Genomic DNA, 24,715 nt, shown 5'->3' with positions numbered 1-24,715 from the left:
TAACTCTTATTTAGAATCCACGTAATAATTAATTCCGATGGAAGAACGTGAAGGCTTTATTGTATCCATTGGATGCAGGAAATGTGGGAGGTGTGAGAACATTTGTCCCAATGGAGCACTTTACAGGATCAATGGTTTTACCAACGTGGATCACGAAAAGTGTGATCTCTGTATGAAATGCGTAAAAATATGTCCTAACAAGACACTGGAATATATGGAATGAACCAGGCCACTCCATATAGTTTCGCAGTTATTCTTTCATTCCGATGGAAAATGCCTTGCCTAGTAACTTGCCAACACCGTAGTAATTCCTTTCAGGTGAGTAGATAATCGGTTTTATTTTTTGAATTTCGGGATTTCCTTTTTCATTCAGTACAGACTCATCTGCTTTTATATCTACGATCTCCCCTATGAATTGTGTATGAAGTCCCAGCTCAAAGCTCTGTACCAATTTACATTCAAGGACAATGGGGAATTCTTCTATGTAGGGTGCATACACAAGATCACTTTTCACAGCTGTAAGTCCCATCTTTTCGAACTTGTCAACATCCTTTCCACTTGCCATGCCAAAGTAATCTGTTTCCTTCACGTATTTCTCAGAGGGAATGTTTATGGTAAAAGCTTCCTTTTCCATTATGTTGGTATAAGTGTAAGTGGCCTTGCGCATGGATACGCTAATGCATGGTGGTTCTGAACAGCAGATACCTCCCCAGGCGGCAGTCATTGCATTTGCATTTCCAAACATGTCATAGCTTCCAACGACCCACGCAGGTGTCGGGTAAGCTAAGGATTTTGCTCCGATCGATTTTTTCATAGGATACACCTCTGCAAAAAAGGTCTTAGGAAACCTTTAATCTTGCGGCAGTTGCCTCATCATATCATTCCCCTGAAAATGACCCTTGAAAGTATGGTTGACACAGTGAAGACTATTATGGTAACCGGCAGGATCTGCCCGATATCGTATCGCAGTTGTGCCTTGTCACCTCCATACTCGATAGTGCCTGAAAAGCGAATTAGTATAACCGTTATAAATATGATATATATTCCAATGGCGAACATGAAAAGATCAGAAGGTATGGACTGGTTCAGGTTCTCAGGGGATATTTGAGCAGGACCCGGGAATGCATTTTCAGGCAGACGTTTTATGCTTTCTGCTATATTCTGGAGGATCTTTGCTATCACTTCAGAAAGGGCAATGGTAACTCCTGCTATAAGGGGTGCGAAGACCGCAGCAGTCGTACGCATGGTTGAGGTCATATCATAGAGTGACTGCTTTATGTTCAGCTCCACGTCCTGAAGTTCCTTAAGGTGGTCTGCAAGCTTAACAATAGCGACACCTGCTACCACATGGCTCTTGTGGGCACTTTCAATGAACAGCATCATTGTGGTCTTGATCCTCTCTGAATAGATGTCCTTGAATGCTCCGAAATCCTCATCGAATATTGCTGAATGGATATCTGTTCGCATGTTCATCAGGTTAAGTGATATCCTCTCAAATGCGGTTGCTATGTCAGAACCACGCATTGTAGCTGCTGTGTGAATGAATGCTTCTTCAGCAGACCTGCCCTCGGATATCCTTCGACCAAGGACAAACAGGGCATCTGAGAACTCATTTTCCATTCTGCGTATTTCATCTCGTATCTTTTTGTAGGGTGCATAGCTGATATTCAGGTAAACGGAAACAGCAAATACAATACCCCATATTATGAAAAGCGTGGGTGGAATAATTCCATCCAGGGTTGCTGTTGACACTATGTTCCACGGGTTTCCCCTGTAGATCAAAACGTATCCAAGTAAAGATATTGCAATACCTATTGCTGAGGAAAGCAGAAGTGCGTGTCTTTTTCGATTTTTTATATTAGCGAGTTCCGGGTGGCTTTCAGGTATGTCCTGTGGGATGAATGCAGCAGGTCGTTGCATTAATATATATTCTGCATATGCGAAGGTTAGCAAGGGCAGGACCACATCATAGACTGTCACAAGGGTTCCAATCCCAAAACGTATCCCTACCACGGTTATTGCAGGCATCAAAGCTACAAGTGCAAGTGGTATCAGGATGAATATGGAGTAAAGTACGTAGGTAGGTGTCTTCAGTTTAGAGGCGAAACTATCCATAAGGGTACGTGTACTTTCAAGCACCAGATCAAGTGCCCGGTTAAGAGTGATAACTCTCTGTACCTCATCCGGTTCACATGTAGAGCTTTTGATTAGATGCAACGCCCTTTTGAAATACTCGCTGTCCTTCCCCCATAGGTTGGAAAATTCCAGTATAGCATCATCGATTCCCCTGTATTCTCTCACATGCAGGTTCCATATCATCTTTTTCAGGTCCTTTGCAAGAGGCCTGCTGGAGTTGCTGGCTGCAAAACGAATGGCTACCTCCATATTTGGCACCAGTTTCATTGACATCACAATGTAGCTGATGATCTCCGGCATATCGCCAAGCGAACTTACTTTCATCCATTTTGCATGTATTTTGATGTACTCGCTCATGTAGAGCAGCACTGCCAATGGAAATAGCAGGCTCAGCAAAACAACGGCCATGAGGGTAGACGTTTCAAAGTTAGTGATCCTGAAAAGGAAAAAGTCAAAAATAAGTATTCCTATCAGTGTAAAGGCAGCAGTCACATAGGAAAGAAGCACGGTTTCATGAGCTTCGAGTCCCAATCCTGTGTATACCATTGCATTGCGGTAGCTCTCACTGGTAGCATTATCTGAACTCTGGCGAAAAACATCGAAATCCTTTACAAGCCATCTGAAGTTTGCAGAAGTGAACTTGCAGCTATGATAATACCAGTTCTCATTGTACAGCCTGACCACCTGCGCAGATATAATGTTCAATTTGCCCGACAGTTTGCTGTCCTTCACCTGTGATTGTAGCGTGTTCTTCAGTTTTCCCGGCAAAATCATTGAACCAGTCCAGCCAGCGCTCATAGACTCTTTGGTAATCAGTGCCGTCAGGTTCTGTGATCTCCCTGTCCATAAGCAACCAGAACATGTTGTTTGCAACAGCCACATTCCTTGCATCAAGCAGGCGCTGGTCTTCTTTGCCGTATTCTGCTATCCTGGTTTTTATTTGCGCTCGCATGCGTATGTTGCGGGAAGCCTCATCCATGGAAATTCCCCATTTGTCTGCAATCTTAGCGATTAGGGCGGATTGTCCCCTGTCCATTATGTCAGAAGGTTTGAGACAGTCATCTAATGCACTGTAGGTGAGTATATCCGAGAAAACCTTGCCTGAGTTTTCTTCCCATTTTTCATTGACCTCAGCAACCTGCATGACCCGCCGTTTCATTGTCATACTTCCTGCTATTCTGGTATTGGCGCAGACAATGACCGCATCAGTGGCTTTGAAGGACGCAGGCGGAACTCCAAGTGTATTTACTATTCTCTCGTAGACTGCATCTGTGGATGAGCCATGTATGGTTCCTATTACTGAGTTTCCAGCGGCACCTACCTGCATGGCTTCATATAGAGCAGCTACCTCTGGTCCCCTCACTTCTCCCATAATGAGGGATGAACTGCCAAGTCTCAGGGATGCTCGCAGTGCTACAGTTGGCTCTATCTCAACGCCGTACTTCATTATGGCAGATTGCGAGTTAAGCCCCTGGACTTTCCAACCCATTTCCTGGAACTGTTCAACAGGTATCTCAGGTGTGTCCTCAATGGTTATCATGCGGTATTTTTGTGGCATTTCCATGAGCAAGGCACACATAAGTGAAGTCTTTCCGGCTCCAACACCCCCTGCAACAAGGACAGAAGCCTGTCCGTCCATGATAAAACTGAGAAGGCCTGCAGTGAGTGCTGAGATGGAACCGTTATTGATGAGTTTAGGGAGTGTCCAGGGGTCCTTTGCGTGTTTCCTGAATGCATAGGCTATCCCTTTTGCACTAAGGGGATCTCCAATGACTGAAACACGTACTCCATAGTCCCTGAGGAACATTTCAAGTACAGGTGTCGCTTCTCCAAAAGGACGTCCGCTAATGGAACGAAGTCTTGAGACCATGGATTCCATATCTTCCTGGGAAAGATAGATGTTAGTTACACATTCCTCGCCATCCAGAACCACATGAACCGGATTGCGGTCTGCCGGTGCATTTACATAGACATCAGTGACACGTTCATCTGACAGCAGGTCCTCAAGTATCCCGAGTCCGGTAGTATATTTCGTCAGCAGGCCACTGCAGATATTCATCTTTGCAGGGTTGCAGGTTATATCGTCAACGTCCTTCTCTTCGAGCAAAAGCTGCTTGCTAAGCCTGCGGAAATATTCCCTTGAGTTAGCCGGGTCGGCAAACTGCAGGTCCACAGGCCGGTGCATTATCATCTTCTTCCTTACTCTCTCTATTAGTTTGAGTTCCTTTTCTTCAAGGGAGTATTCCATTGGGTTGATGATGTACATTTTCTCAGGACGGTCCGCTAACTGATATATGTTCACAGGCAAATGTCTCTCATCCTGATAACTGATGTCGTAACATTCCTGGAATATGGTATTGTCCGGTGGTTCTGTGTAGATCCTGGATGTGGAAAAAGGAGGTCTTACATAGGACCTGAGATGTTTTTCATAGTCAACTTCGCATTCTGTGCCGAATTCTCCAGAGCTTTCAGGACCAATGCCTTTTGTTATTCTTTTTGAAATGGAATTCATTTCACAGAGGATGCCTGTGAAATTCTTCCTGCATAGCACACATTCGTCCCGGATATCAGACAACTGATCTTTTGCTTCGTTGTATTCAATTAGCTTGTCAATTATGTAACAGGTTTTAAGTGGATCAGTTCCTGACGATTCAAGTATCATGTTCATTATGCTTGCGTGCTCTTTTCTGCACTGCTCATTGCTCTGACATGTTTCAGGTACGATTTTTGAACTTTTGTAGGATATCAGCTTGTCTTTCAGGCCGGACATCAGGTATATCGTTGCAAGTGATTTTCCCTCATAGTCTCTTTCGTAGAGTTTTGAAAGAGTGACCCTTCCTGCAACAGGTTCTTTCTGGAGGATATTGAATATCTTCTTTCTGCATTGTTCATCTTCAAAAGTGGATTCATGGTCGCATTCCTTGCAGTCAATGGTTATGGTTTTGCTATTTTTTGAGACCTTTGACCTGTAAGGGCAGCCTTTATCATCATTTTCCTTTTTCCCTGCAAGTAAGGAAACACCTGAACGGAATTTGCTTAAAATCCTGTTGATCTTTTTCTTATCACCAGGCAGATCATTAACAGGCATTCGTTCAGAAAGTACCAGTTGCATTTGTTGGTATTGTATGATATTATTGGTGTCGTTTTTCAATATCAGGTCGTTTTCTATTTTTTCAAATGTCACGTTTTTATCCCACCAAGTAAGTTTTTTTAAGAAACAGAATAATCTATTAAAAGTTTTCGAAATTAATTTCCAACAATTTAATTTTTTACACACTTATTTTTTAGAAAGTTGTTGTTCCTTTTCCGGTCAACCTGCAACAAGCGTTAATATAATACTTTCACATAACTTCCCACTGGACTTTATATTCCCGAAGCATAATTTGTTTTAGAGGCCGGAGATTCTACATGGGTATATACACTGTTTCACAATTGAATGAATACATAAAACAGGTTCTTACACAGGATCCGCAGCTAGGGCAGGTATGGGTGCGGGGTGAGATCTCAAATTTGACGAAACATAGTTCCGGTCATTATTATTTTACTCTGAAGGACAAGGGAGCTCAGATAAGTTGTGTGAGCTTTCGGATGACCAATCGTACTCTTAAGTTCGAACCGGAGGCCTCCATGAAGGTTCTGGTTTTTGGAACAGTGGATGTCTATACCGTGCGTGGGCAGTATCAGTTGCGGGTACTGGATATGCGTCCTGACGGAATCGGTGAACTCTACAAGGCGTACGAACAACTTCGTAACCGGTTACAGGAAGAAGGTCTGTTCGAAGTGGTCCACAAGAAAAAGATTCCTCGTTTTCCATCAAAAGTGGGTGTTGTTACGTCACCCACAGGTGCTGCAGTCCACGATATTATCCATGTGCTCAAACGAAGGTTCCCTGTAGATATACTGCTAAGCCCTGCAATAGTACAGGGAGATAATTCTGCTGAAAGCATCGTCAGGTCTCTTGAGCATCTCAACAGGACCGATGTTGATGTGATCATTGTTGGCAGGGGTGGTGGTTCGCTGGAAGACTTGTGGTCTTTTAATGAGGAAATAGTCGCAAGGGCAATATTTGACTCAGCAGTGCCGATAATCTCAGCAGTGGGTCACGAAACAGACTATACGATCGCTGACTTTGTTGCTGATGTAAGGGCGCCAACTCCATCGGCTGCGGCAGAGATTGCAGTTCCTGAAAAGTCAGACCTTAAGACGCATGTGCTTTCCTTGACATCACGTATGCAGCAGGCTACAATACATTTCATATCCGGCAATAGAAATCAGGTGGATTACCTTTCTTCCAGGATCGATCATGAAAGGTTTGCTGAAATACTGCGACGTGATATGCAAAGAGTTGATGAGCTCAGTTCCCGCATAGAGTTTGGTGTCAAAAAAATAATAGAATCAAAGGTATCATCTCTTTCCGGGGTTGCCGGTCGGTTGAACGCAGTAAGTCCTTTGAATACGCTGGAGCGGGGTTACAGTATCGCTCTTCGCAATACTGACCACAGTGTTGTCAGAGGTATTGATGATGTAAGTCCTGATGAATGTTTGGATATCAGGGTAATCGACGGTACCTTGGAGTGCAGGGTGACAGGCGTTAAGTCAGAAGAGCGAAGCATTGGTGAGAAGAAGAGTTGAGTTTATGAAGGAAAAGAAGAATGAGCCTGAAGACCAGGATGAAATGAGTTTTGAAAGCTCCCTGGAAGAGCTGGAGTCTCTAGTAGAGAAGCTTGAAAAGGGTCAGTTGACCCTTGATGAGAGTCTTGGGATATTTGAGCGTGGCATGAAACTTGCACGTGTGTGCAATCAGAAGCTCTCAAAAGCTGAAAGAAAGATTGAGATACTAATTGAAGAGAATGGGAAACTGAAAACTGAATCATTCAGTGATGAATAATTCTAATCTGGGGGAGTTTGAAGGGAATGGGTTTTGACGGTCAAAAATACGAAAAATTCTCAAAGCCTCAGCAGGACTGGGGAAGCAGGTTGATGGATGAGCTTGATCTTCAGGGCGATGAATGTATCCTTGATCTTGGTTGTGGTAACGGTCTTCTCACAGAAAAGCTGGCAAAAAAAGTGCCTGATGGGAGGGTTGTAGGAGTTGACAGTTCTGTCTCAATGCTTGAGCAGGCTAATTATCACAAGGCTGACAATATGGAGTTTCGCCTGCTGGATATGGAGGACATGATTATTGAGGAAAAATTCGATGTTATTTTTTCTAATGCTGCCCTACACTGGGTCAAAGATCACTCCCATGTCCTCAATACTATTCATGACTCTCTAAAAAGTAATGGAATAATGAGGGTGCAATTTGCCGGAAAAGGTAACTGTATACATATTGCTGGTGTAATGATGGAGGCAATATCCTCTCCAGAATTCGAATCAGAATTCAGGTCCTTTGAATGGCCGTGGTATATGCCTGATAAAGGTGAGTATGAAGAACTGCTCCGCTTGTCAGGCTTCGAACAATACAGGGTATGGATGGAGGATGCTGATCGCAATTTCCAGGACGATCAATCTTTTGTAGGATGGATTGAGCAGCCAAGCCTTGTTCCGTTTGTGTCTGTTCTTTCGGAAGATAGAGCTTCTCTTTTCAGGGATTTCGTAGTTGACAAAGCAAAAAAAGTAGCCGGACAGCCGGACGGGACTTATTTTGAATTTTTCAGAAGGCTAAATATATTTGCTGTCAAAAAATAAAAAAATGGGATGAATCAGGCAGAGTCTATTCCTGTCTCTTTCTGATCATTCTCATCTTCCAGGTATCTTTTTGCTAACAGGAATGTACTGCTTCCTGTGAGTATCACCAGGAATATGGCAATTACAAGACTTTCGGTTGTGAAGTCCTGCCATGAATGTACTGATGCCCACATACCGCTCCTTGTTACAAAGGTAGCAAATATCACAAGTATGAACGAAAGCACTGCAAGCAGAGGCGCAAGAAATCCGTATTCTCCATATGATACTCGTGTTCTTGCATGCAGGAATGCAGTGGATGTGATCCAGGGTATAAGGGATGAAGTTTCCACAGGGTCCCAGGTCCAGTACCATGCACCCCATCCAAGTACTTCATATGCCCAGAATCCTCCAAGCCCGATTCCGAGTGTGAGGAAGAGCCATGCTACACGCATCCAGTCCTTTGCTATATCTGTCCACCTGCTGTCCTTTGTAAGCAGATTTGCGATTGCTGCTGCAAAGGGTATCGTAAATGCAGCATATCCAAGGAAAAGTATGGGGGGATGCACTGCCATCCAGGGGTTGCGGAGCAGGGGATTCATGCCCTGGCCGTAGGGAACATCATAAAGTATAGCGAACGGGTTCCAGTTAGTTGCTTCAACCGTGCCAGTTGGCAGTATCTGGTACGCAGAAAATGGATTATCAATGACAAGCAATAGCAGGAACACGGATACAACTATCATGGATATCATTCTTGTGATGTCCATCATCTTTGTTTCAACAAGTTCTTTTGTGTGTCCTGTGTAGCGGAGCAGCAAAAGCATCACGAGGGTTGCCCAGGCCCAGAGTAGTAGTGATCCTTCCTGACCGGCCCAGAGTGCTGATATCCTGTAGTACCATGCCAGGTCAATGCTGGAATGGCTGAATACGTAATCATAGGATGCATTCACACTAAGCAGTTGTATTATGAGTATGAGTGCAGAGAGTGTAATACATGCTGTACACAACATTTCCAGCTTATTCCAGTGCATTTTTGCCCTGTGCTGCGATGATGTATAGTAACTAATTGAATAGAAGGTGGCACCCCATCCACAGATGAATGCCAGCCATATGAGGATCATACCTAAGTTCAAATCATCACCTCTTTCCCTTTGCTCTCTTAGCTTTTCGTTTTTCTATTTCATCTTCGAGCATGCGGTCATATCTTCCTTCATTTGCTTTATTGCTCATTCCGGATGTGCCTGATTTGATGCCTTTACTGCGGTCTGTTAGTAGCAGGCTGGTCATGCCTATTACCATCATGTAGATACCTCCCCAGAGGCAGTTGATGAATGGTACCGTTCGCATGTAGAGGTCGATCTCACCACCTGACTCGTCAATAGCTCTTGGAGCTATGAACAGTTCTTCTGTTGGCCCGCGGTTAATGTAGGTAGTCGTATATGTCTGCCCCCACTTGAAATCGGTGATGTAGCTGACCTTACCGCTTTTGAAATAATTACCGTTCTTATAAATGTCAAAATCGACCCTTGTAGTATAGGCTGATGCCGGATAGGTGCGGAAGGGTTCACCAGTGTAGTATGAATCCATATTATTGATCTTTAGCTGATAGTGCTGTCCTTCAAATGAACCGGTTTGATCTGTACTCAGGACAGCGGAACCTTCTACTTTCATGTTTGAGCTGAGGATAATTCCAAGCAGGATGAGTATGATGCCTACATGGATTACGTGCGCGCTGAGTTTCCTTATCTTTGCTGATGAAGGGGCATTTTTGTTGATGATGAATATCCTGATAATCCTGTAGAAGGTTGCCATCAGTGCAACGATAAGGATGGGCACAGCAATATCCATGGGTGTATTCCCAAAGGGCGACATCACTGCAAAAAGTATCGAAAGGGTAGCAGATAATCCTATTATTGGGATGATGTACTTGCGATCAGCATAACCCACGAGCATACCTGTGCTCAGGACCAGAACAAGGATAGCAACGGGAATTGCAGTTCTATTGTTGAAGTATGCGGGTTCAAGGCCAAGCTCGACCCCGGTTGTGAGTTTTGCTATAAGGGGTGTTAACATCCCCATTGTTATGATTGTTGCCAGTAAAAGAAAAGTGACAACAGCTGCAAGCATAGTATTACTTGTTGTCGGGTAGGGTATTTTGTTTTTCATCTTGCTGGCAAATCCTATGTGTACAACATATTTATAATTAAAGCTATTTTATCTATTGTGCTTCGATATATTAAATAACGATGTTGCATATCAGAACAGAACAACAAATGAGAGTTGATAATTACGATAGAAATGCTGATAACTGCTGTGTGGCTAATGCTTCCGGCTTATATCCCGAACTCGACTGCTGCTGTCTTTGGTGGTGGAAAACCCATTGATGGTGGCAAAACAATGGCTGATGGGCGGCGTATACTCGGAGATGGAAAAACATATCATGGCCTTCTTACAGGTATATTCTTCGGAATGGTGGTGGGTCTGCTTCAGATGTATTATCTTTCTAAGAGAACAACACTGTTCTCAGTTGAGCTACCATCGTTTGCAGGAAATGGTTTAAGCGCCAGTGCGGTAATCGTGATATTTACGCTCGCCTTTGGTTCTCTTTTTGGTGATATGTTCATGAGCTTCTTTAAGCGAAGGCTGGGGCTGAAAAGAGGTGCACCGTTGCCTGTAATTGACCAGCTTGATTTTGTTTTTGGTGCATGGTTGCTGACTTATATAGCATCTCCTGTGTGGTTTACTGAAAATTTCACAATTCCAGTAATCATTGTGCTTCTGGTGCTGACTCCTGTTCTACACCTGGGTACGAATGTCATAGGTTACTTCATTGGGGTCAAAAATGAACCCTGGTGAGCATTTTAAAAATATAATTATTAGGTGATCGAATGTCTGATGGGAATGGTAAACGTGCATTGATCGATGCCCTGAAAGAATGTGGAGCTGTCAGGTTCGGAGATTTTACTCTTGCTTCAGGGAAGAAGAGCAGTTATTATGTAGACATCAAAAAGGCAAGCACTGATCCTGCTACGCTTAAAGTGATAGCAGAGGATGCCGCAATGGTCATAAAAGGATTGGATCTCGATGCTGTTGGTGGTGTCGTGCTTGGTGGTGTTCCTCTTGCTACGGCTGTTTCCCTTGAAGCAGAGCTTCCATTGATACTAATTCGCAAATCTGCAAAAGATTATGGCACTGGTGGACGCTTCGTCGGTGAGTTCAAACAAGGTTCTAAAATTGTCCTGCTTGAAGATGTGACTACCAGTGGAGGCTCAGTCAAGGATGCCATTGAGGCTATTCGTGAAGCAGGTGGCATCGTGGAAAGGGTCATAACTGTTGTTGACCGAGAGTCTGGGGCAGAGAAAAACCTGAGTGACATAGGTGTGAAGCTTGTTCCTCTTGTCAGGGCAAGTGACCTTCTTTGATATTACACATTAAAATAAAGACAAGTTATTTATTTCAGGAATTAGAACTCTTTGATATTCTGATTCCTAACAAAATAGGAAATAATAACAGATATTGAGTTAAGTTCCGGCTTATCTGCATATCATTAATAATAATTTTCTGATGATGAGGTTTGATATATGAATGTATTAGTAGTCGGTGGTGGCGGAAGGGAGCACGCTATAATAGCAGCATTGGCAAAGAGCAGGAAAGACCCTTCTCTGTACGCAGTAATGTCAAAGAAGAATCCGGGAATTGCACATCTATGTGAGGATTTTTTGCTGGAGAAGGAAACCAATGTTGAGAAAGTGGTCGAGTTTGCTGCCAGGCACAACATTCAGATCGCAGTGATTGGTCCTGAGGCTCCTCTTGCAGCCGGACTTGCCGATGCACTTGAGGATGCGGGCATTAGTGCTGCAGGCCCCAGAAAAGCAGTTGCGGAAATAGAGTTCAACAAAGCATGGGCACGAAATTTCATGAAGGAGAACAATATTGCCGGATGTCCCGAGTTTGAAGTATTCGACGAAAGGGAGCCAATGGATGCTTTTATCGAAAAGCTTGGTGATGTTGCTATCAAACCTGCAGGTCTTACAGGTGGAAAAGGCGTCAAGGTCATGGGTGACCAATTGCCTGATCTGGACGCGGCCAAAGAATATGCTGCAAGCCTTCTTGATGGGGATAGCGTTGTGGTTGAGGAAAACCTCAAGGGCGAGGAATTTACCCTTCAGGCTTTCGTTGACGGTGAAAATCTTGCTTTCATGCCTACAGTACAGGATCACAAGCGTGCCTTTGAGAGTGATCTTGGTCCTAACACCGGTGGAATGGGTTCGTACAATGCGCCGGGAGAGATACTTCCTTTTCTTACTGCTGAAGATGTTGAAAGTTCAAAGCAGATAATGGTGGATACTGTAAAGGCGCTCTACAAGGAAACCGGGCAGAAGTACAAGGGTACATTGTACGGACAGTTCATGATAACTCCTAACGGCCCCAAGGTCATTGAATTCAATGCCCGTTTCGGTGATCCTGAAGCAATGAACGTTCTGCCACTTCTGGAGACCGATTATGTGGATGTTCTCTCTGCAATTGTCACTGAAACCCTTGACAAGCTTGATGTCAGGTTCAGCGGAAAAGCTACCGTCTGCAAATATGCGGTTCCTGCAGGCTATCCCGATAACCCTACAAAGGACCGGGAAGTTGTAGTAGGCGACATCGGAGAAGCACTGATATTCTATTCAAGTGTCTATGAGAAGGACAATAAGGTCTATACAACTGGTTCAAGGGCTGTGGCTGTTGTAGGTATGGCTGATTCAATACAGAGAGCTGAAGAGATTGCTCAGAATGCACTGGAGAACATAACCGGTGACCTGCATTCCAGGCGGGATATCGGTAAAGCAGCTCTTATCCAGAGGCGCATTGACCACATGAACCAAATACGTGGACAGTAAGATTATTAGTTATTTAATGAGGGTTGATAATATGAAACATCTTATTTCAATGGCTGATCTGACTCATGATGAGATTATTGAGATACTGGATATGGCAACGGACCTGAAGGAAAAACGCCAGAGGGGTAAAGTCACAGACCTGCTGAAGAATAAGAGTATCGGTATGATTTTTGAGAAATCATCAACCCGTACCAGAGTTTCTTTCGAGGTAGCTATGTCAGATCTCGGAGGTCATGCCTTGTATCTCAATACAAGGGATATGCAGGTTGGAAGAGGAGAAACCGTAGCCGATACCGCTGCTGTGCTTTCACGATATCTCTATTGTATTGTTGCCAGGGTATACAGTCATGATACTGTAAAAGAACTGGCTGAACATTCCAGCATACCTGTGGTAAATGCACTTTCTGATCTGGAACATCCCTGCCAGATAATTGCTGACCTGATGACCATCCGTGAATATAAGAATCGATTGACAGGTCTGAAATATGCCTGGATCGGTGACGGTAACAATGTTTGTAACTCTGCAATTCTGGGCTGTGCCCTGGTAGATATGGAAATAGTTGTTGCATGTCCTCCTGGCTATGAACCGGATGAAAATATAGTTGAGCAGGCCAGAAAAATGGGAGGCAAGGTCACGGTAACCCATGATCCTGCCGAAGCTGCAAGGGATGCAGATATCATTTATGCTGATGTGTGGGTTTCCATGGGAGATGAGGAAGAGCGCGAAAAGCGTTTAACGGAACTGGCACCCTATCAGATTAATTCAGAACTTGTAGACCTCGCAAAGCAGGATGTAATAGTTATGCATTGCCTCCCTGCACATCGTGGTGAAGAAATTTCCGCAGAGGTTATGGATGGTCCTCATTCTGTGGTTTTCGATCAGGCTGAAAACCGCCTGCATGCCCAGAAAGCCCTGCTATTGAAATTAATGTGCTGAACCGCTTATTCAAACACAAGCTTTAACTAGAAAAAGCGCTACTAAACAGCATTCAGTTTGCGGGAGTTGCCCAGCCAGGCCAAAGGCGCTAGGTTCAGGGCCTAGTCTCGTAGGAGTTCGTGTGTTCGAATCACACCTCCCGCACCACGAACTTTTTTTAGAGTAACGGAATAGTACAAAAAGCAATTTTATATTTTAGTTATTGCCGTTGAATCCTTCAAGTAATACTCGAAAAGATCTTTACTCCATTGTTTTGCTCTGGGGTTGCAGCAGGCTAATTGCTTGTTACTAAATTCATTCGTTTTGGAAAGCAACCTTAAATTAAAACAATGTTTGCTTACTGACAAGGATAACAGTTCCATATGTTTCTGGCAAATGTAAAATTTAATTTTACCACCATCAATTAACTCTTTGAATTCCTCATACCAATCTTCTTTGAGTTTTTCAAATAATTCTTCGGTGATTATTACATGAACATCTTTGTTTTTTTCTGCAAAATTTGAGAGTATTTGATAGAAGATCGGGTGTACAAAAGTAAATATAAAAGACAGTGAACTCGATTCATTAGCCTTTTCGATAAAATCCTTGTTGATCTCATATGTATTGATCAAACTGGGTTCTATTATTTTGCAATCCTTAATTTCATTTATTCTTTTTAATAGGTGAGGGGGAATGAATTCAGTTTCGTGGCATGCAAAATAGCCTTTAGTATGCTCAAAAGCAGCAATAGTATCCAGGAAAGGTTTCGTTTCATCAACTATTAGTTTTCCTATAGTAGTTAATTCGTAAACATCTCCGGATTGAGTTACAAGGGAGTAATTTTTTAAAATCTTGGCTTGAGGAAGCAATGCCGTTCTTGTTGTTTTTAGTGACTTTAGAATAGTCTCCATTTCCTGGGGACCTTCATGCAACAATAAAAGCATACTTTTTCTTTTTTCAGATGCAAACATTACATCGGTCAACATTTTTTTCATGCACTGCACATCCTGCCAGTAAATCCAATTATCTGTCTACTGCAACCAAAAATAACACAGAGTCATATAATATTCCTAATAAATCGCCTTTTATAGATATAGCTATCGAAAGTTTTCACATGTACACATGTATATCTCCACTACGCAGTACTATTTATTTTTCTTTCCTGAAAACATTTTTTTCTAAACATGAAATTGTGGAAACTAGGCTAACAAATATTGGTGAGAAGAAGGTTTATGAATATGCACATAACTAAAATACGTAGGGCTGAAAACAGGACTGAATATAAACTATTATCATAAGAATGTAGTAGCATACAAATCAAAAAGATTCTATATTTCAGTTATTGCTGTTGAATCTTTCAAGTAATAATTGAAAAGGTCTTTACTCCACTGACGTGCTTTAGGATTGTAGCAGTATAGTTGTTTGTTACTAAATTCATTATTTTTAGACAATAATCTCAGAACAAAGCGCTGATCACTTATTGATAATGGCAAAAGTTCTATATCTTTTTCACAGACGTAATATTTGATGTTTTCACACCCAAGAAAGTGCTTAAATTCATCATACCACTCATTCTTATGTTTTTCAAAAAGCTCTTTGTTGAGTATCATTGAAACTTTTATGTTTCTTTTTGCATAATCTGACATAATTAAAGGAAAATCAGGATGCATAAAAGTAACTACAAAGAATAATGAATTTGATTTATTAGCCATTTCAGAAAATATCTTGTTGACTTCATATGTATTCAGTAAACTAGGTTCTATTATTTCACAATCTTTGATTTCGTTTATTCTTTTCAAAAGATTATTGGGAATACAATCTATATTATGAGATGCCAGATATTCCTCATTCTGATCAAGAGCATCAATAGTTTCCAGGAAAGGTTTTGTTTCATCAACTACAACTTTTCCCATAGTCGTCAATTCGTAAACATCTCCGGATTGAGTGACAAGGAAATGATTTCTTAAAATCTTAACCTGTGGGAGTAATGCTGTTCTTGTTGTTTTTAATGACTTTAGGATTGTCTTCATTTCTTTTGGACCATCCTGTAGTAACAAGAGCATATTCTTTCTCTTCTCAGAGGCAAATATTACATCAATCAACGTTTTGGCTTTGGTAATTAAACATCGTTATATAATATGATGGCCTCTTTTTATATATGAATTGTCCAAAGTGTAAGAGTTCCAGTCATAAGAAGAACGGTAGGATTGATGGTCGACAACGCTACAAATGCCATGATTGTGGATACAACTATTCAGTAGATATAAAATCCACCGCTAGCCCCGTATCTGTTAAGCGACAGGCTTTACAACTCTATCTGGAGGGGTTGGGATTTCGTTCAATTGGACGTTTTTTGGGCGTTAGTCATGTTTCTGTTCAAAAATGGATTCGAAAATTTGGTAGTGAATTAGAGGATCTAAAAAGTGAAAATGAGATTTCTGTTGTGGAATTGGACGAGATGCATACTTATATTGGGAATAAAAAAACTACTGCTGGATATGGATTGCTGTTGATAGATATGGGAAGAAATTCATCGATTGCTCTTTTGGCAGCAGAGGAACAAAAACAGGACAAAAACTCTGGAAAAAGTTAAAGACAAAAGAGGTTGGGGAAGTAATGACGGATTATTGGAGGGCATATGCCAAGTTAGTCCCCAGAAACATCCATACTCGATCAAAAGCAGAAACATATACTGTTGAAGGATACAACAGCATATTTAGGCATTTCCTGGCAAGACTAAGGAGAAAGTCAAAGTGTTATACTAAAAGTCTTGAAATGCTAAAAATCTCCGTTTTGCTCTTGATGAAATATAGGAATAAAGAACTAGCTATGTTTAATTAACAATGCCAAAAAAAGAACGGTTCTCTTGAATTAAGCGCTTATGACAGTAAAAAGCAGAAAGATATCGTCCATGAATGCAACATGGTGGTCCACGGACTTGGAAGGGTTCCTGCCATAGATGGCCTTGAACCTGAAAAAGGTGGAGTGGATATCGAACATGGAGCCATTGATGTCAATGAATATCTGCAAAGCATATCAAATCCTTCAGTATATGCCGCAGGAGATTGTATAATCCCCGGACCTGCACTTACCCCTACTGCAAGTCTTCAGGCACACATAGTTGCATCCAATATACTGGATGGAAACAAACATACAGCAGACTACACAGAAATAGCCTCTGCAGTATTTACCATTCCCACACTTGCAGCAGTAGGAATAATGGAAAAGGATGCTACTGACAGACATAAAGTTCTATTCAATGACATGAGCCAGTATTATTCTGCAAAGAAAACGAACCTTGGGTTTTCTGCATCCAAGATCATTATTGAAAAAGATACCGGAAAAATAGTAGGAGCGCACGTAATTGGACCAAATGCTGAAGATACTATCAATCTTTTCACTCTGGCCATAAAGGCAGGACTTACCGCTGAACAGGTAAGGGAACCCATGTACGCCTATCCTGCAAGCAGTTACGATGTGAAGTATATGCTCAAATAAGAGCATAATTTTTTTTCAAAAAATACTATTCAGTTGAAAAATCAAAGGAGCGAAGACGCAGGGCTAGTACAAATACAAGATAGATTATAAGCGCAGATACTATGAACGCTCCTCTTCCCATAAGTTCATAGATGAAACCGCCTCCGATTAGTCCCAGAATACTGGCGATGCTCATAAAACTCCCTGAAACTCCCTGAACAAGCCCTTGATTTTTATTTCCTGCAAGTTTTGATAGCATGGACTGTATGGAAGGCCACATGAAACCGTTGCCAACTGCGAAAAATATCGCTGCCACATACGTAAGTAATGTGCTACCAAAGGCCAGAAGCACAAAATTGCTTCCGAGTATCAGACTCCCTGATATTATCAGAAACACGTCCGAATATCTTTTGGAAACGTATGAGAGTACCGGCCCTTCAACTATCACAAGCATGATACTCAAGAAAGAAAAATAGAAACCAAGCTCTGCAATACTCCATTGAAGATCATTTGCTGCATGTACCGGGAAAGCCGTATAGAATGTATTAAAACCAAGGAAGATGAGGAAATAAATAAGGAACATGTAAGGTATGTGTTTCAATTTCATCACATCCCTGAACTTCTGCTTTTGTATAGGTGTGGCGTCAACACATCCACCCGGCTTGTCAGACATTGCGGATAATTCCATCGGAATCTTGTTCTTTAAAGCGCATCTATGAGACTCTGGGACATAGAGTGCTATCATTATAACGCCTGCAAGGGATATGAGAATGGCTGCAAGCACCGGCAGAGCTTCACCATATATGGTCACACTGAGAATTCCGGCAAGTGCAGGCCCGACTATGAAGCCAAGGTTTGTGGAAACTGACATTTTACCGAAATTCTTGCTTCTGTCCTTATCCTTAGTAATATCAGCGATGTAGGCGTTTGAAACGGAAACGTTACCCCCGGTAAGTCCGTCAAATCCTCTTGCAATGAAGAGAAGAACAAGTGGAACCGTTATTACGAAAGTTCCCAGTATCCCGGAACTTACAGGCACCAGCACGGCTACCGGTACAAAAAGAGCAATGAAGAAAATGATCCATGACAAAAGAGTGCCTGCCTGGCTGAGAAAAAGAACTTTTTTCCTGCCATATGTATCAGACCATCGTCCCAAAAGTGGAGAGCCTATTAACTGGAAAACAGGATACATTGAAGACATAATACCATATATCAGTGCATTGCCACCGAACCTTTCAACAAGAAATATGAGAAAAGGCAAGACTAAACTAAGCCCCATGGTGCCGATAAAATTCACCAGAAGGAGAGGATAAAGAGAGATTTCATTTGTTTCTTTGTCATCCATTTTCTCAATAATTTTAGGGTACAGCTAATATATGATGCTTTTGTGACTTTTGTAGAATATCCAAAAAATTAATTATGGAAAGGATCTTTACCTGTATCCATGAAAGAACTATACCTTACTGACTGTTACTTGAAAGAATTCGATGCAATGGTTGAGAGTGTCAAGGACGACAAATTCGTAGTACTTGATAAAACAGCATTCTATCCTAATTCCGGCGGACAGCCAAATGACACCGGAATGCTGGTAAAAGAGGATGGAACTGAATTCCCTGTGAGCTATGTCGCAAAATTCGAGGGCAATATCAGCCATGAGGTTACAGCAACAGGATTGAAAGCAGGAGATAAGGTAAAGGGAATTATCGACTGGGAGAGAAGATACAGGTTCATGCAATACCACACAGCCTGCCATATACTAAGTGCCATAATACACAATGAGACAGGGGCTAAGATATCAGGCAACCAGCTGGGAGAAGAAAAGACCCGTGTAGACTTCAATCTGGAAGATTTTGACCGGGAGCAGATAAAGTCCTACGAAGCTAAGGTCAATGAAGTAATAGACCGCAAGATACCTGTGACTATTACTATTATGCCAAGAGATGAAGCATTCAAGATCCCTTCTGTAATTAAGCTGAAAGATGCATTCCCTCCGGAAATTGATGATATTAGGGTAATCAGCATCCCTGATGTGGATACACAGGCATGCGGTGGCACTCACATCGCAAATACAGGTGATATACCCCATATAGAGATAATCAAAGCCGAGAATAAAGGAAAGAACAACAGGAGAGTATATTTCCGATTTGCAGATAACTGAGGAAATATAAGAAAATGGCTTTTTTCTAATCGTGAATATCCGGGTTGTACAGAGGAATGGACACGTGGACAACTGTGCCAACGCCTTCCTCACTTTCAACCTCAATTGTTCCGGAATGCAATTCCACAATATTCTTTGCAAGATAAAGACCCAAACCATTACCCCCATGGATACGTGTGGCTGAACCATCAACCTGATAGAACCTGTCAAAAATCAGGTCCATACAATTTTTGGGGATTCCCATACCATGGTCACTTATGTCCACATGAATACTATTAACATCTTCCTTGATAGAAATAGAAACTATAGAGCCATGTGAAGAGAATTTTATTGCATTATCCAGAACATAAACAAAAAGATACTGTAAAAATTCACAATTACCATATACCAGGTTCATATCAAAAGAATAATCTGTGTTTAGCTGAATGTCCTTTTCTTCCACCTTGCTATGGAGGCCGAATATAGAATTATCAAGAACTTCTTTAAGATGAATAGGTGACAATACATGATATTTTTCAAAGTAAAGAGAATTCATGTTAAGCAAAGACTCTATTAACTGCTCAAGGCGTTCTGAATTAGAAACAACGATTTTCATACACTTCTTTTGTTTTTCATCAAGCTCACCAAGAAGTCCGTCATAAATAGCTTCACTATACCCTTTAATGGAGATGAGAGGTGTTTTGAGCTCATGGGTGATATTAGCTACAAACTCATCTTTCATCCTGTCAAGAGATTTCAGCTCTTCATATGCGTTTCTGGTTTCATCAACAAGACGAATATTCTCAACAGCGATACCAACCTGATGACCTACGTTACCAAGTATATCAAGGTCAGTGTTTGAGATAATAATCGCATCATCGGGGAACAATAATATGACACCAACCAGATCTTCACGGGAAATAACAGGAACAAAAACAAATCTTCCGGCATTTTCGTTCACGTTAAACTTTTTCAGGCTACCCTGAATATCATTTGCCTTATCTGTGACCAATGTACTCTTTTTTAAATCGGGAATGGTCCGGAATAGGGAATCATCACAATTGATACCGTTAAGTTCTCCTTTTAGCTCGTCTTTTATTCCGTTCGATGAGCAAACCTTTAAACTCTTGTCCGGGGAACAACAAAGACAAATCACACCTGAATTGCACCCTAGATAAGAAAGTACCTCATTGAGAATATCATCTAAGAAATCCTCCATCTCCATTGAACTTGCAGCGATCAATGCCGTGGACTGTAAAATCAGCAGGTTACGGTTTTTTCTTTGAAGGTCTTCTTCTGCAAGTGATCTGTCAGTGATATCCTGGGTGGTTCCCAGAAAAAGAACCTGTTTGCCATTATTATCCCAAGTTACTTCACCAAGAGAATGAAGGATGCAAATTGAACCGTTTTTCTTTATTACCTTGGTCCTAACTTCGAATTTGTAACCCGGAATTGAAAGTGCCTTGTCTAAGCAGGAATTGAACAAACTGCGATCATCCGGGTGTATGAAAGTAGAATAGAGATCCTTGTTAATTGATATTTCATTGGGTGAAAAGCCCATGATCCGATACATCTCATCAGACCAAAAATGCTTTTTTGTGCGCAGATCAATTTCCCAGCTCCCTGTACGTGATATTTCCTGTGCCCTTATGAGCCTTTCTTTGTGTTTAACAACAGATTCTTGAGCTTTTTTTCGTTCTATACTGTCTACAAAAATATCTCCAATTATCCTCATGAGTTTTATGTGATTTGGTGGCCATATCCGATTCTGGCTGAAGGAATCAAATCCCAGAAAACCAATCAACAAACCATTGGATTGAAGAGGAATAGACAGTGCAGACATAATTCCCGCTTTTTGCAAAGCTTCTTTTTCTTTGCTTGCTTCTGCCGGTAATTTTGATACATCTGGTATGTTTAGTATATCAGGATTCCTTAGTTTCTCCATCCACCATGGAAAATTTCTTCCAGAGAGATTGTCCACATAGGCATTATCGATATTTTCTGCGTGCCATTTGTACACTGTATCATTTTTGTACCGATGTTTTGAAAAAAGTATTAAGTAACTGCGATCAGCACCTGCAAATTCAGCTATCTTCTTAAGGGAAAGATGGATTCCAGTGTCTATATGCTCTGATTTTTTTCCAATAAAATGAGAAGATATCTCTGCGACAATATTCTCAAATTTCAATTGTGAAAGTAGTTCACTTTCAACAGACTGGCATTTTTGGGACATTTTGGAAACGGTCATGCCAAACAAAAGGAAGCCGATGAAGACAAATGACCTGACATAATGGTCATAGTTAAATATCTTTTGCGATAAATAATCAGGCAAGATGCTTGCATTTTGTAAGAAATGTACTAGGTAAGCATCTATGATCCAGAATACAAGACCAAAGGAGATTGATATTAATACTATTTTTACTTCTTTCCTCATATACAACCCTGTTATGAAAAAAATTATTTTAGCATTTTTAAATACCTAAATTGATTATCATTGGCCTGATAGGTTATTATAGAGTCTTTTATATATATGTTCCTATTTATTCCGGTAACAAAAGTAAAATGGCTTTGCAGTTGAAATCAAAGATAATATGTATTTAAGATGGTAAAGAGACAAGTATATGTAAAATGGCGCATTTTCAAAATAGATTAAAATAGCTTGAAAAGAACTAGGGAAGCATAGGACGGTATGTGAACAATTATAAAAGAGATAATTGTATTAGTCCCTAACCACATTAAATCAAAATGCGTAATTAATTATATTGCATTTATCTGCGGAGATATACAAAATGAAAGTACTAGTTAGTGATCCATTATCAGAACAGGGATTAACGATACTTCAACAACATTTCACAGTTGATGTCCTTACAGGACTTTCCGAAGAAGAGCTCGTTGAAAAGATACCAGAATATGACGCACTTGTTATCAGAAGTGGTACACAAGTCACAAGAAAGGTCATAGAGGCAGCTGACAGGCTGAAGATAGTAGGCAGGGCAGGAGTTGGAGTTGATAATGTAGATGTAGAGGCAGCTACGGAAAAAGGAATAATAGTTGTCAATGCACCTGAAGGAAACATGCTCTCCGCGGCAGAACACACTATTGCAATGATGATGGCGCTGGCAAGGAATGTGGCACAGGCCAATGAGTCACTCAAGTCCAAAAAATGGGAGCGCAGCAAGTTCATGGGCATAGAGGTCAATGGTAAGACCCTTGGTGTAATCGGGCTGGGGCGAATTGGTGCTGAGGTTGCAAAAAGAGCACAGGGACTTAACATGGATATCTTAGCATACGATCCTTTTGTCTCAGATGAGAGAGCAGAGGAAATGGGTGTGAGAATGATGTCCGTGCATGAGATAGTGAAACAGGCTGACTTTATTACTGTTCACACACCGCTTATCAAAGAGACCAGAAACATAATTGATGCTGAAGAGTTCGCGATGATGAAAAGCAACGCAAGGATCATCAATTGTGCACGTGGCGGAATCATCAATGAGGAAGCACTTGCAGATGCATTGAACACTAACAAGATAGCAGGCGCTGCAATTGATGTGTTCGTTAATGAACCTCCTTTTGACAGCCCTCTTATTGATTGCAAGACCCTGATAGCTACACCACACCTCGGTGCTTCAACTAAGGAAGCACAGATCAATGTCGCGGTTTCTGTGGCCGAAGAAGTAGTGTCTGTACTTAACGGCGGACCTGCGAAAAGTGCTATCAATATACCATCGGTCAAACCAGAGATCATGACCATGCTTGCACCTTATATCCAGCTTGCTGAAACAATGAGCAGTGCATGTGCACAACTTCTTGGCAAGAACTATGAAAAGATAGAAATATCATACAACGGGGACATTTCTGAGAAAGACACACGACCGATAACTGTTGCTGCACTAAAAGGTATGCTCCAGGTCGCACTTGGTTCAGCTGTCAACTATGTAAACTCAAGCTCCCTTGCAAAATCAAGGAAGGTGGAAGTTGTTGAAAGTAAATCTGAAACTACAGAAGAGTTCACTTCAACAATAAAGGTAGAGATCACAATGGATGAAGAGAAAGTATCGATCATAGGTACCGTAGTTGGTGGCAAAGGAAAGATCATCAACATCAACGGGGAACATGTTGATATTATACCAACCGGATATATGATAGTAGCAAAACACATTAACAAACCTAACGTGATCGGACCATGCTGCATATTGCTTGGAAAGAACAATATAAATATATCTGGAATGCAAGTTGGAAGAGCAGATATTGGCGGAACGACCATAATGGCACTTAATGTTGATTCAGAGGTTCCAGATCCAATACTAAAAGAAATGAGATCGGTTGAAGGAATAATCGATGCCAAACTCATTCATTTATAAGTCAGACAAACAGAGATTTATTTAAAATATAAAGGATGGTAGCAGTTTAAATGATGCGAAAACGGATATATCATCGGTTTCCCCACAGAAATGTGGAATTTGAACAGAAGTACCGCTACCATTCGGACCTACCTTTTTTTGTGAAAGTGATGGCAAACACGGACGGAAAATTCGGCATGTTTGTCACTGAGTCTGTTACTCAGAGAGGACATCGCATACAGGCTAAGAGGGAAATTGCGGTGGAAGTCGTAACCAATGGCATCGATTTTGCCCCACTTAATTATGATACGGTGGATGAAGTACTGGATACCATTGAAAGAGAAGGAATAATGGATTTCAGGGTTCACTTAAGGTATAGTTATCTTGACGGGAAGTATAACCGTGTACCATTTCGAGGTGACATATATCTTGTGAGAGCCATTCTCGAATATGAACTACTGGTACTTCAGATAAATCATATAGACGGTCCGAAGAGAACAGAATGTGGCCGGGTTGCCGACACAATTATTGACGAGCTTCGAAGGGGTTCCTAATGGACGAATTGATGCTTGTAGCTGCAACCCCATTCAAAAGAAATAACAAGAATTCACTTTCGATCAAGGATTTTGAATTTGTGCTCTCTTTTGACCTTAAGTGGATGGCACCTGATGTTGCATCAAAGGTAAGAGACAGGGCCATAGGTGCCCATTTGTTGAAATTTAGCGGGGCAGAATTAATTCCTAATTTTGACATAAGTACAATAGAGATACCACACGGTTTCAAGCCTTCTGAATCAATCTTCAAAGATAGATCAACCATTGAGGATATAATAGCCCTGATAGTTGCAAATTGCGGAAAAAGTGCAAGAGATACAACTGCACTTATCAATAAGAAACAGGAACTATTCGATGATCTTATAGATATAGAGGTTGCTGGTCTGCTAACAGCAAAAGAACTTGGATGTGACATCGAGCCAATATACGACAAAGTGTATAGCAATGTTTTTAGTGACGACCAAAATCCCACATAATCTTTATGTACTATTAGTGTTATTCAAAAGCAGTCTGATTCTACAGACAACTCATGTTCTTACTTTACTGGCACCTTACGGATGTTCGAACGCATAATCATGCGTGAGTGAGACATAATCTTGCGGAGG

The 24,715-nt window shown here is 41.4% G+C and carries 23 protein-coding genes and 1 tRNA gene; 15 read left to right on the top strand and 9 right to left on the bottom strand.

From position 1 onward, the window contains the following. Nucleotides 1–37: 37 nt before the first annotated feature. Entirely contained in the window at nucleotides 38–223 is a 186-nt protein-coding gene (locus tag V7O67_RS13535) for a 4Fe-4S binding protein (protein ID WP_342304341.1), read from the top strand. Between the two features lie 27 nt (nucleotides 224–250). On the opposite strand, the gene V7O67_RS13530 is transcribed toward V7O67_RS13535, so the two are convergent. The 3 genes from V7O67_RS13530 to V7O67_RS13520 are packed head-to-tail and all read right to left on the bottom strand — an operon-like array spanning nucleotide 251 to nucleotide 5,320. Further along, nucleotides 251–814, bottom strand: a complete 564-nt coding sequence (locus V7O67_RS13530) for a flavin reductase family protein (protein WP_342304342.1) — start codon at nucleotides 812–814, stop codon at nucleotides 251–253. A gap of 59 nt (nucleotides 815–873) precedes the next feature. Beyond that, nucleotides 874–2,868: a hypothetical protein gene (locus V7O67_RS13525; RefSeq protein ID WP_406670253.1), complete on the bottom strand. Its 1,995-nt coding sequence runs from the start codon at nucleotides 2,866–2,868 to the stop codon at nucleotides 874–876. Then, entirely contained in the window at nucleotides 2,801–5,320 is a 2,520-nt protein-coding gene (locus V7O67_RS13520) for a type II/IV secretion system ATPase subunit (RefSeq protein WP_342304344.1), read from the bottom strand. The genes V7O67_RS13525 and V7O67_RS13520 overlap by 68 nt, the downstream gene beginning before the upstream one ends. Before the next feature lie 224 nt (nucleotides 5,321–5,544). Here V7O67_RS13520 and xseA point away from each other — a divergent pair, with 224 nt between their 5' ends. From xseA to V7O67_RS13505, 3 genes are read left to right on the top strand one after another with little or no spacing between them, the layout of a single operon-like run. Beyond that, on the top strand, nucleotides 5,545–6,768 hold the full coding sequence (gene xseA, locus V7O67_RS13515) for an exodeoxyribonuclease VII large subunit (protein WP_342304345.1): 1,224 nt from the start codon (nucleotides 5,545–5,547) through the stop codon (nucleotides 6,766–6,768). 4 nt (nucleotides 6,769–6,772) lie between these two features. After that, entirely contained in the window at nucleotides 6,773–7,024 is a 252-nt protein-coding gene (locus tag V7O67_RS13510; protein WP_342304346.1) for an exodeoxyribonuclease VII small subunit, read from the top strand. Between the two features lie 26 nt (nucleotides 7,025–7,050). Then, nucleotides 7,051–7,824 carry a class I SAM-dependent methyltransferase gene (locus V7O67_RS13505; protein WP_406670250.1) on the top strand — a complete coding sequence of 258 codons (774 nt, stop codon included), beginning with the start codon at nucleotides 7,051–7,053 and terminating at the stop codon, nucleotides 7,822–7,824. 14 nt (nucleotides 7,825–7,838) lie between these two features. Here the strand turns inward: V7O67_RS13505 and ccsA are convergent, their stop codons facing one another. Next, on the bottom strand, nucleotides 7,839–8,933 hold the full coding sequence (gene ccsA, locus V7O67_RS13500) for a cytochrome c biogenesis protein CcsA (RefSeq protein ID WP_406670249.1): 1,095 nt from the start codon (nucleotides 8,931–8,933) through the stop codon (nucleotides 7,839–7,841). 4 nt (nucleotides 8,934–8,937) lie between these two features. Beyond that, complete coding sequence (locus tag V7O67_RS13495; protein WP_342304348.1) at nucleotides 8,938–9,966, bottom strand: cytochrome c-type biogenesis CcmF C-terminal domain-containing protein; 1,029 nt, start codon at nucleotides 9,964–9,966, stop codon at nucleotides 8,938–8,940. Between the two features lie 156 nt (nucleotides 9,967–10,122). Between V7O67_RS13495 and V7O67_RS13490 the strand changes: the two genes are divergently transcribed. The 5 genes from V7O67_RS13490 (at nucleotide 10,123) to V7O67_RS13470 (ending at nucleotide 13,770) form a co-directional block, all read left to right on the top strand. Continuing rightward, nucleotides 10,123–10,656 (top strand): CDP-2,3-bis-(O-geranylgeranyl)-sn-glycerol synthase, encoded by a 534-nt coding sequence (locus tag V7O67_RS13490; protein WP_406670247.1) that lies wholly within the window; start codon nucleotides 10,123–10,125, stop codon nucleotides 10,654–10,656. Nucleotides 10,657–10,688: 32 nt separating this feature from the next. Continuing rightward, on the top strand, nucleotides 10,689–11,222 hold the full coding sequence (gene pyrE / locus V7O67_RS13485; protein ID WP_406670245.1) for an orotate phosphoribosyltransferase: 534 nt from the start codon (nucleotides 10,689–10,691) through the stop codon (nucleotides 11,220–11,222). 159 nt (nucleotides 11,223–11,381) lie between these two features. After that, on the top strand, nucleotides 11,382–12,686 hold the full coding sequence (purD, locus tag V7O67_RS13480; protein WP_406670243.1) for a phosphoribosylamine--glycine ligase: 1,305 nt from the start codon (nucleotides 11,382–11,384) through the stop codon (nucleotides 12,684–12,686). A 31-nt stretch (nucleotides 12,687–12,717) separates the two neighbouring features. Then, nucleotides 12,718–13,623 carry an ornithine carbamoyltransferase gene (gene argF / locus V7O67_RS13475; RefSeq protein ID WP_406670241.1) on the top strand — a complete coding sequence of 302 codons (906 nt, stop codon included), beginning with the start codon at nucleotides 12,718–12,720 and terminating at the stop codon, nucleotides 13,621–13,623. 59 nt (nucleotides 13,624–13,682) lie between these two features. Beyond that, nucleotides 13,683–13,770: transfer RNA gene (locus V7O67_RS13470), tRNA-Leu, on the top strand. A gap of 41 nt (nucleotides 13,771–13,811) precedes the next feature. On the opposite strand, the gene V7O67_RS13465 is transcribed toward V7O67_RS13470, so the two are convergent. Both V7O67_RS13465 and V7O67_RS13460 read right to left on the bottom strand, forming a co-directional pair. After that, nucleotides 13,812–14,597 carry a winged helix-turn-helix domain-containing protein gene (locus V7O67_RS13465; protein ID WP_342304352.1) on the bottom strand — a complete coding sequence of 262 codons (786 nt, stop codon included), beginning with the start codon at nucleotides 14,595–14,597 and terminating at the stop codon, nucleotides 13,812–13,814. 333 nt (nucleotides 14,598–14,930) lie between these two features. Beyond that, on the bottom strand, nucleotides 14,931–15,704 hold the full coding sequence (locus tag V7O67_RS13460; protein ID WP_342304353.1) for a winged helix-turn-helix domain-containing protein: 774 nt from the start codon (nucleotides 15,702–15,704) through the stop codon (nucleotides 14,931–14,933). 56 nt (nucleotides 15,705–15,760) lie between these two features. Here V7O67_RS13460 and V7O67_RS13455 point away from each other — a divergent pair. Next, nucleotides 15,761–16,443 (top strand): IS1 family transposase gene (locus V7O67_RS13455; protein WP_406669886.1). Its coding sequence is split into 2 segments (ribosomal slippage): nucleotides 15,761–16,121 and nucleotides 16,121–16,443, totalling 684 coding nucleotides; the frame shifts between segments, so codons are not numbered across the junction. Between the two features lie 63 nt (nucleotides 16,444–16,506). Continuing rightward, nucleotides 16,507–17,100: an FAD-dependent oxidoreductase gene (locus tag V7O67_RS13450; RefSeq protein WP_342306466.1), complete on the top strand. Its 594-nt coding sequence runs from the start codon at nucleotides 16,507–16,509 to the stop codon at nucleotides 17,098–17,100. 25 nt (nucleotides 17,101–17,125) lie between these two features. Here V7O67_RS13450 and V7O67_RS13445 read toward each other — a convergent pair whose 3' ends face one another. After that, nucleotides 17,126–18,424: an MFS transporter gene (locus V7O67_RS13445; protein ID WP_342304354.1), complete on the bottom strand. Its 1,299-nt coding sequence runs from the start codon at nucleotides 18,422–18,424 to the stop codon at nucleotides 17,126–17,128. A 99-nt stretch (nucleotides 18,425–18,523) separates the two neighbouring features. On the opposite strand from V7O67_RS13445, the gene alaXM reads away from it, so the two are divergent. Continuing rightward, a complete protein-coding gene (alaXM, locus tag V7O67_RS13440) occupies nucleotides 18,524–19,237 on the top strand; it encodes an alanyl-tRNA editing protein AlaXM (protein WP_342304355.1) in 714 nt (237 codons plus the stop codon). A gap of 25 nt (nucleotides 19,238–19,262) precedes the next feature. Here alaXM and V7O67_RS13435 read toward each other — a convergent pair whose 3' ends face one another. Beyond that, nucleotides 19,263–21,650 carry an ATP-binding protein gene (locus tag V7O67_RS13435; protein ID WP_342304356.1) on the bottom strand — a complete coding sequence of 796 codons (2,388 nt, stop codon included), beginning with the start codon at nucleotides 21,648–21,650 and terminating at the stop codon, nucleotides 19,263–19,265. A gap of 355 nt (nucleotides 21,651–22,005) precedes the next feature. Here V7O67_RS13435 and serA point away from each other — a divergent pair, with 355 nt between their 5' ends. The 3 genes from serA (at nucleotide 22,006) to V7O67_RS13420 (ending at nucleotide 24,586) form a co-directional block, all read left to right on the top strand. Beyond that, complete coding sequence (gene serA, locus V7O67_RS13430) at nucleotides 22,006–23,577, top strand: phosphoglycerate dehydrogenase (RefSeq protein WP_342304357.1); 1,572 nt, start codon at nucleotides 22,006–22,008, stop codon at nucleotides 23,575–23,577. Nucleotides 23,578–23,669: 92 nt separating this feature from the next. Beyond that, nucleotides 23,670–24,110, top strand: coding sequence for a hypothetical protein (locus V7O67_RS13425; RefSeq protein WP_406670237.1), 441 nt, complete (start codon nucleotides 23,670–23,672; stop codon nucleotides 24,108–24,110). Next, nucleotides 24,110–24,586, top strand: a complete 477-nt coding sequence (locus V7O67_RS13420) for a DUF2240 family protein (RefSeq protein ID WP_342304359.1) — start codon at nucleotides 24,110–24,112, stop codon at nucleotides 24,584–24,586. Before V7O67_RS13425 ends, V7O67_RS13420 begins: the two co-directional genes overlap by 1 nt. Nucleotides 24,587–24,715: the final 129 nt, after the last annotated feature.

The sequence above is a fragment of the Methanolobus sp. ZRKC4 genome (assembly GCF_045291305.1).
GTDB lineage: Archaea > Halobacteriota > Methanosarcinia > Methanosarcinales > Methanosarcinaceae > Methanolobus.
This window is presented reverse-complemented; position numbering and strand designations above follow the sequence as displayed.

What these genes read in the sequence shown, in the direction of transcription:
- V7O67_RS13535 (WP_342304341.1), top strand. Translation starts at nt 38, where the DNA reads ATGGAAGAACGTGAAGGCTTTATTGTATCCATTGGATGCAGGAAATGT.
- V7O67_RS13530 (WP_342304342.1), bottom strand. Translation starts at nt 814, where the DNA reads ATGAAAAAATCGATCGGAGCAAAATCCTTAGCTTACCCGACACCTGCG.
- xseA (WP_342304345.1), top strand. Translation starts at nt 5,545, where the DNA reads ATGGGTATATACACTGTTTCACAATTGAATGAATACATAAAACAGGTT.
- V7O67_RS13510 (WP_342304346.1), top strand. Translation starts at nt 6,773, where the DNA reads ATGAAGGAAAAGAAGAATGAGCCTGAAGACCAGGATGAAATGAGTTTT.
- V7O67_RS13505 (WP_406670250.1), top strand. Translation starts at nt 7,051, where the DNA reads ATGGGTTTTGACGGTCAAAAATACGAAAAATTCTCAAAGCCTCAGCAG.
- V7O67_RS13495 (WP_342304348.1), bottom strand. Translation starts at nt 9,966, where the DNA reads ATGAAAAACAAAATACCCTACCCGACAACAAGTAATACTATGCTTGCA.
- V7O67_RS13490 (WP_406670247.1), top strand. Translation starts at nt 10,123, where the DNA reads ATGCTTCCGGCTTATATCCCGAACTCGACTGCTGCTGTCTTTGGTGGT.
- pyrE (WP_406670245.1), top strand. Translation starts at nt 10,689, where the DNA reads ATGTCTGATGGGAATGGTAAACGTGCATTGATCGATGCCCTGAAAGAA.
- purD (WP_406670243.1), top strand. Translation starts at nt 11,382, where the DNA reads ATGAATGTATTAGTAGTCGGTGGTGGCGGAAGGGAGCACGCTATAATA.
- argF (WP_406670241.1), top strand. Translation starts at nt 12,718, where the DNA reads ATGAAACATCTTATTTCAATGGCTGATCTGACTCATGATGAGATTATT.
- V7O67_RS13465 (WP_342304352.1), bottom strand. Translation starts at nt 14,597, where the DNA reads ATGAAAAAAATGTTGACCGATGTAATGTTTGCATCTGAAAAAAGAAAA.
- V7O67_RS13445 (WP_342304354.1), bottom strand. Translation starts at nt 18,424, where the DNA reads ATGGATGACAAAGAAACAAATGAAATCTCTCTTTATCCTCTCCTTCTG.
- alaXM (WP_342304355.1), top strand. Translation starts at nt 18,524, where the DNA reads ATGAAAGAACTATACCTTACTGACTGTTACTTGAAAGAATTCGATGCA.
- V7O67_RS13435 (WP_342304356.1), bottom strand. Translation starts at nt 21,650, where the DNA reads ATGAGGAAAGAAGTAAAAATAGTATTAATATCAATCTCCTTTGGTCTT.
- serA (WP_342304357.1), top strand. Translation starts at nt 22,006, where the DNA reads ATGAAAGTACTAGTTAGTGATCCATTATCAGAACAGGGATTAACGATA.
- V7O67_RS13420 (WP_342304359.1), top strand. Translation starts at nt 24,110, where the DNA reads ATGGACGAATTGATGCTTGTAGCTGCAACCCCATTCAAAAGAAATAAC.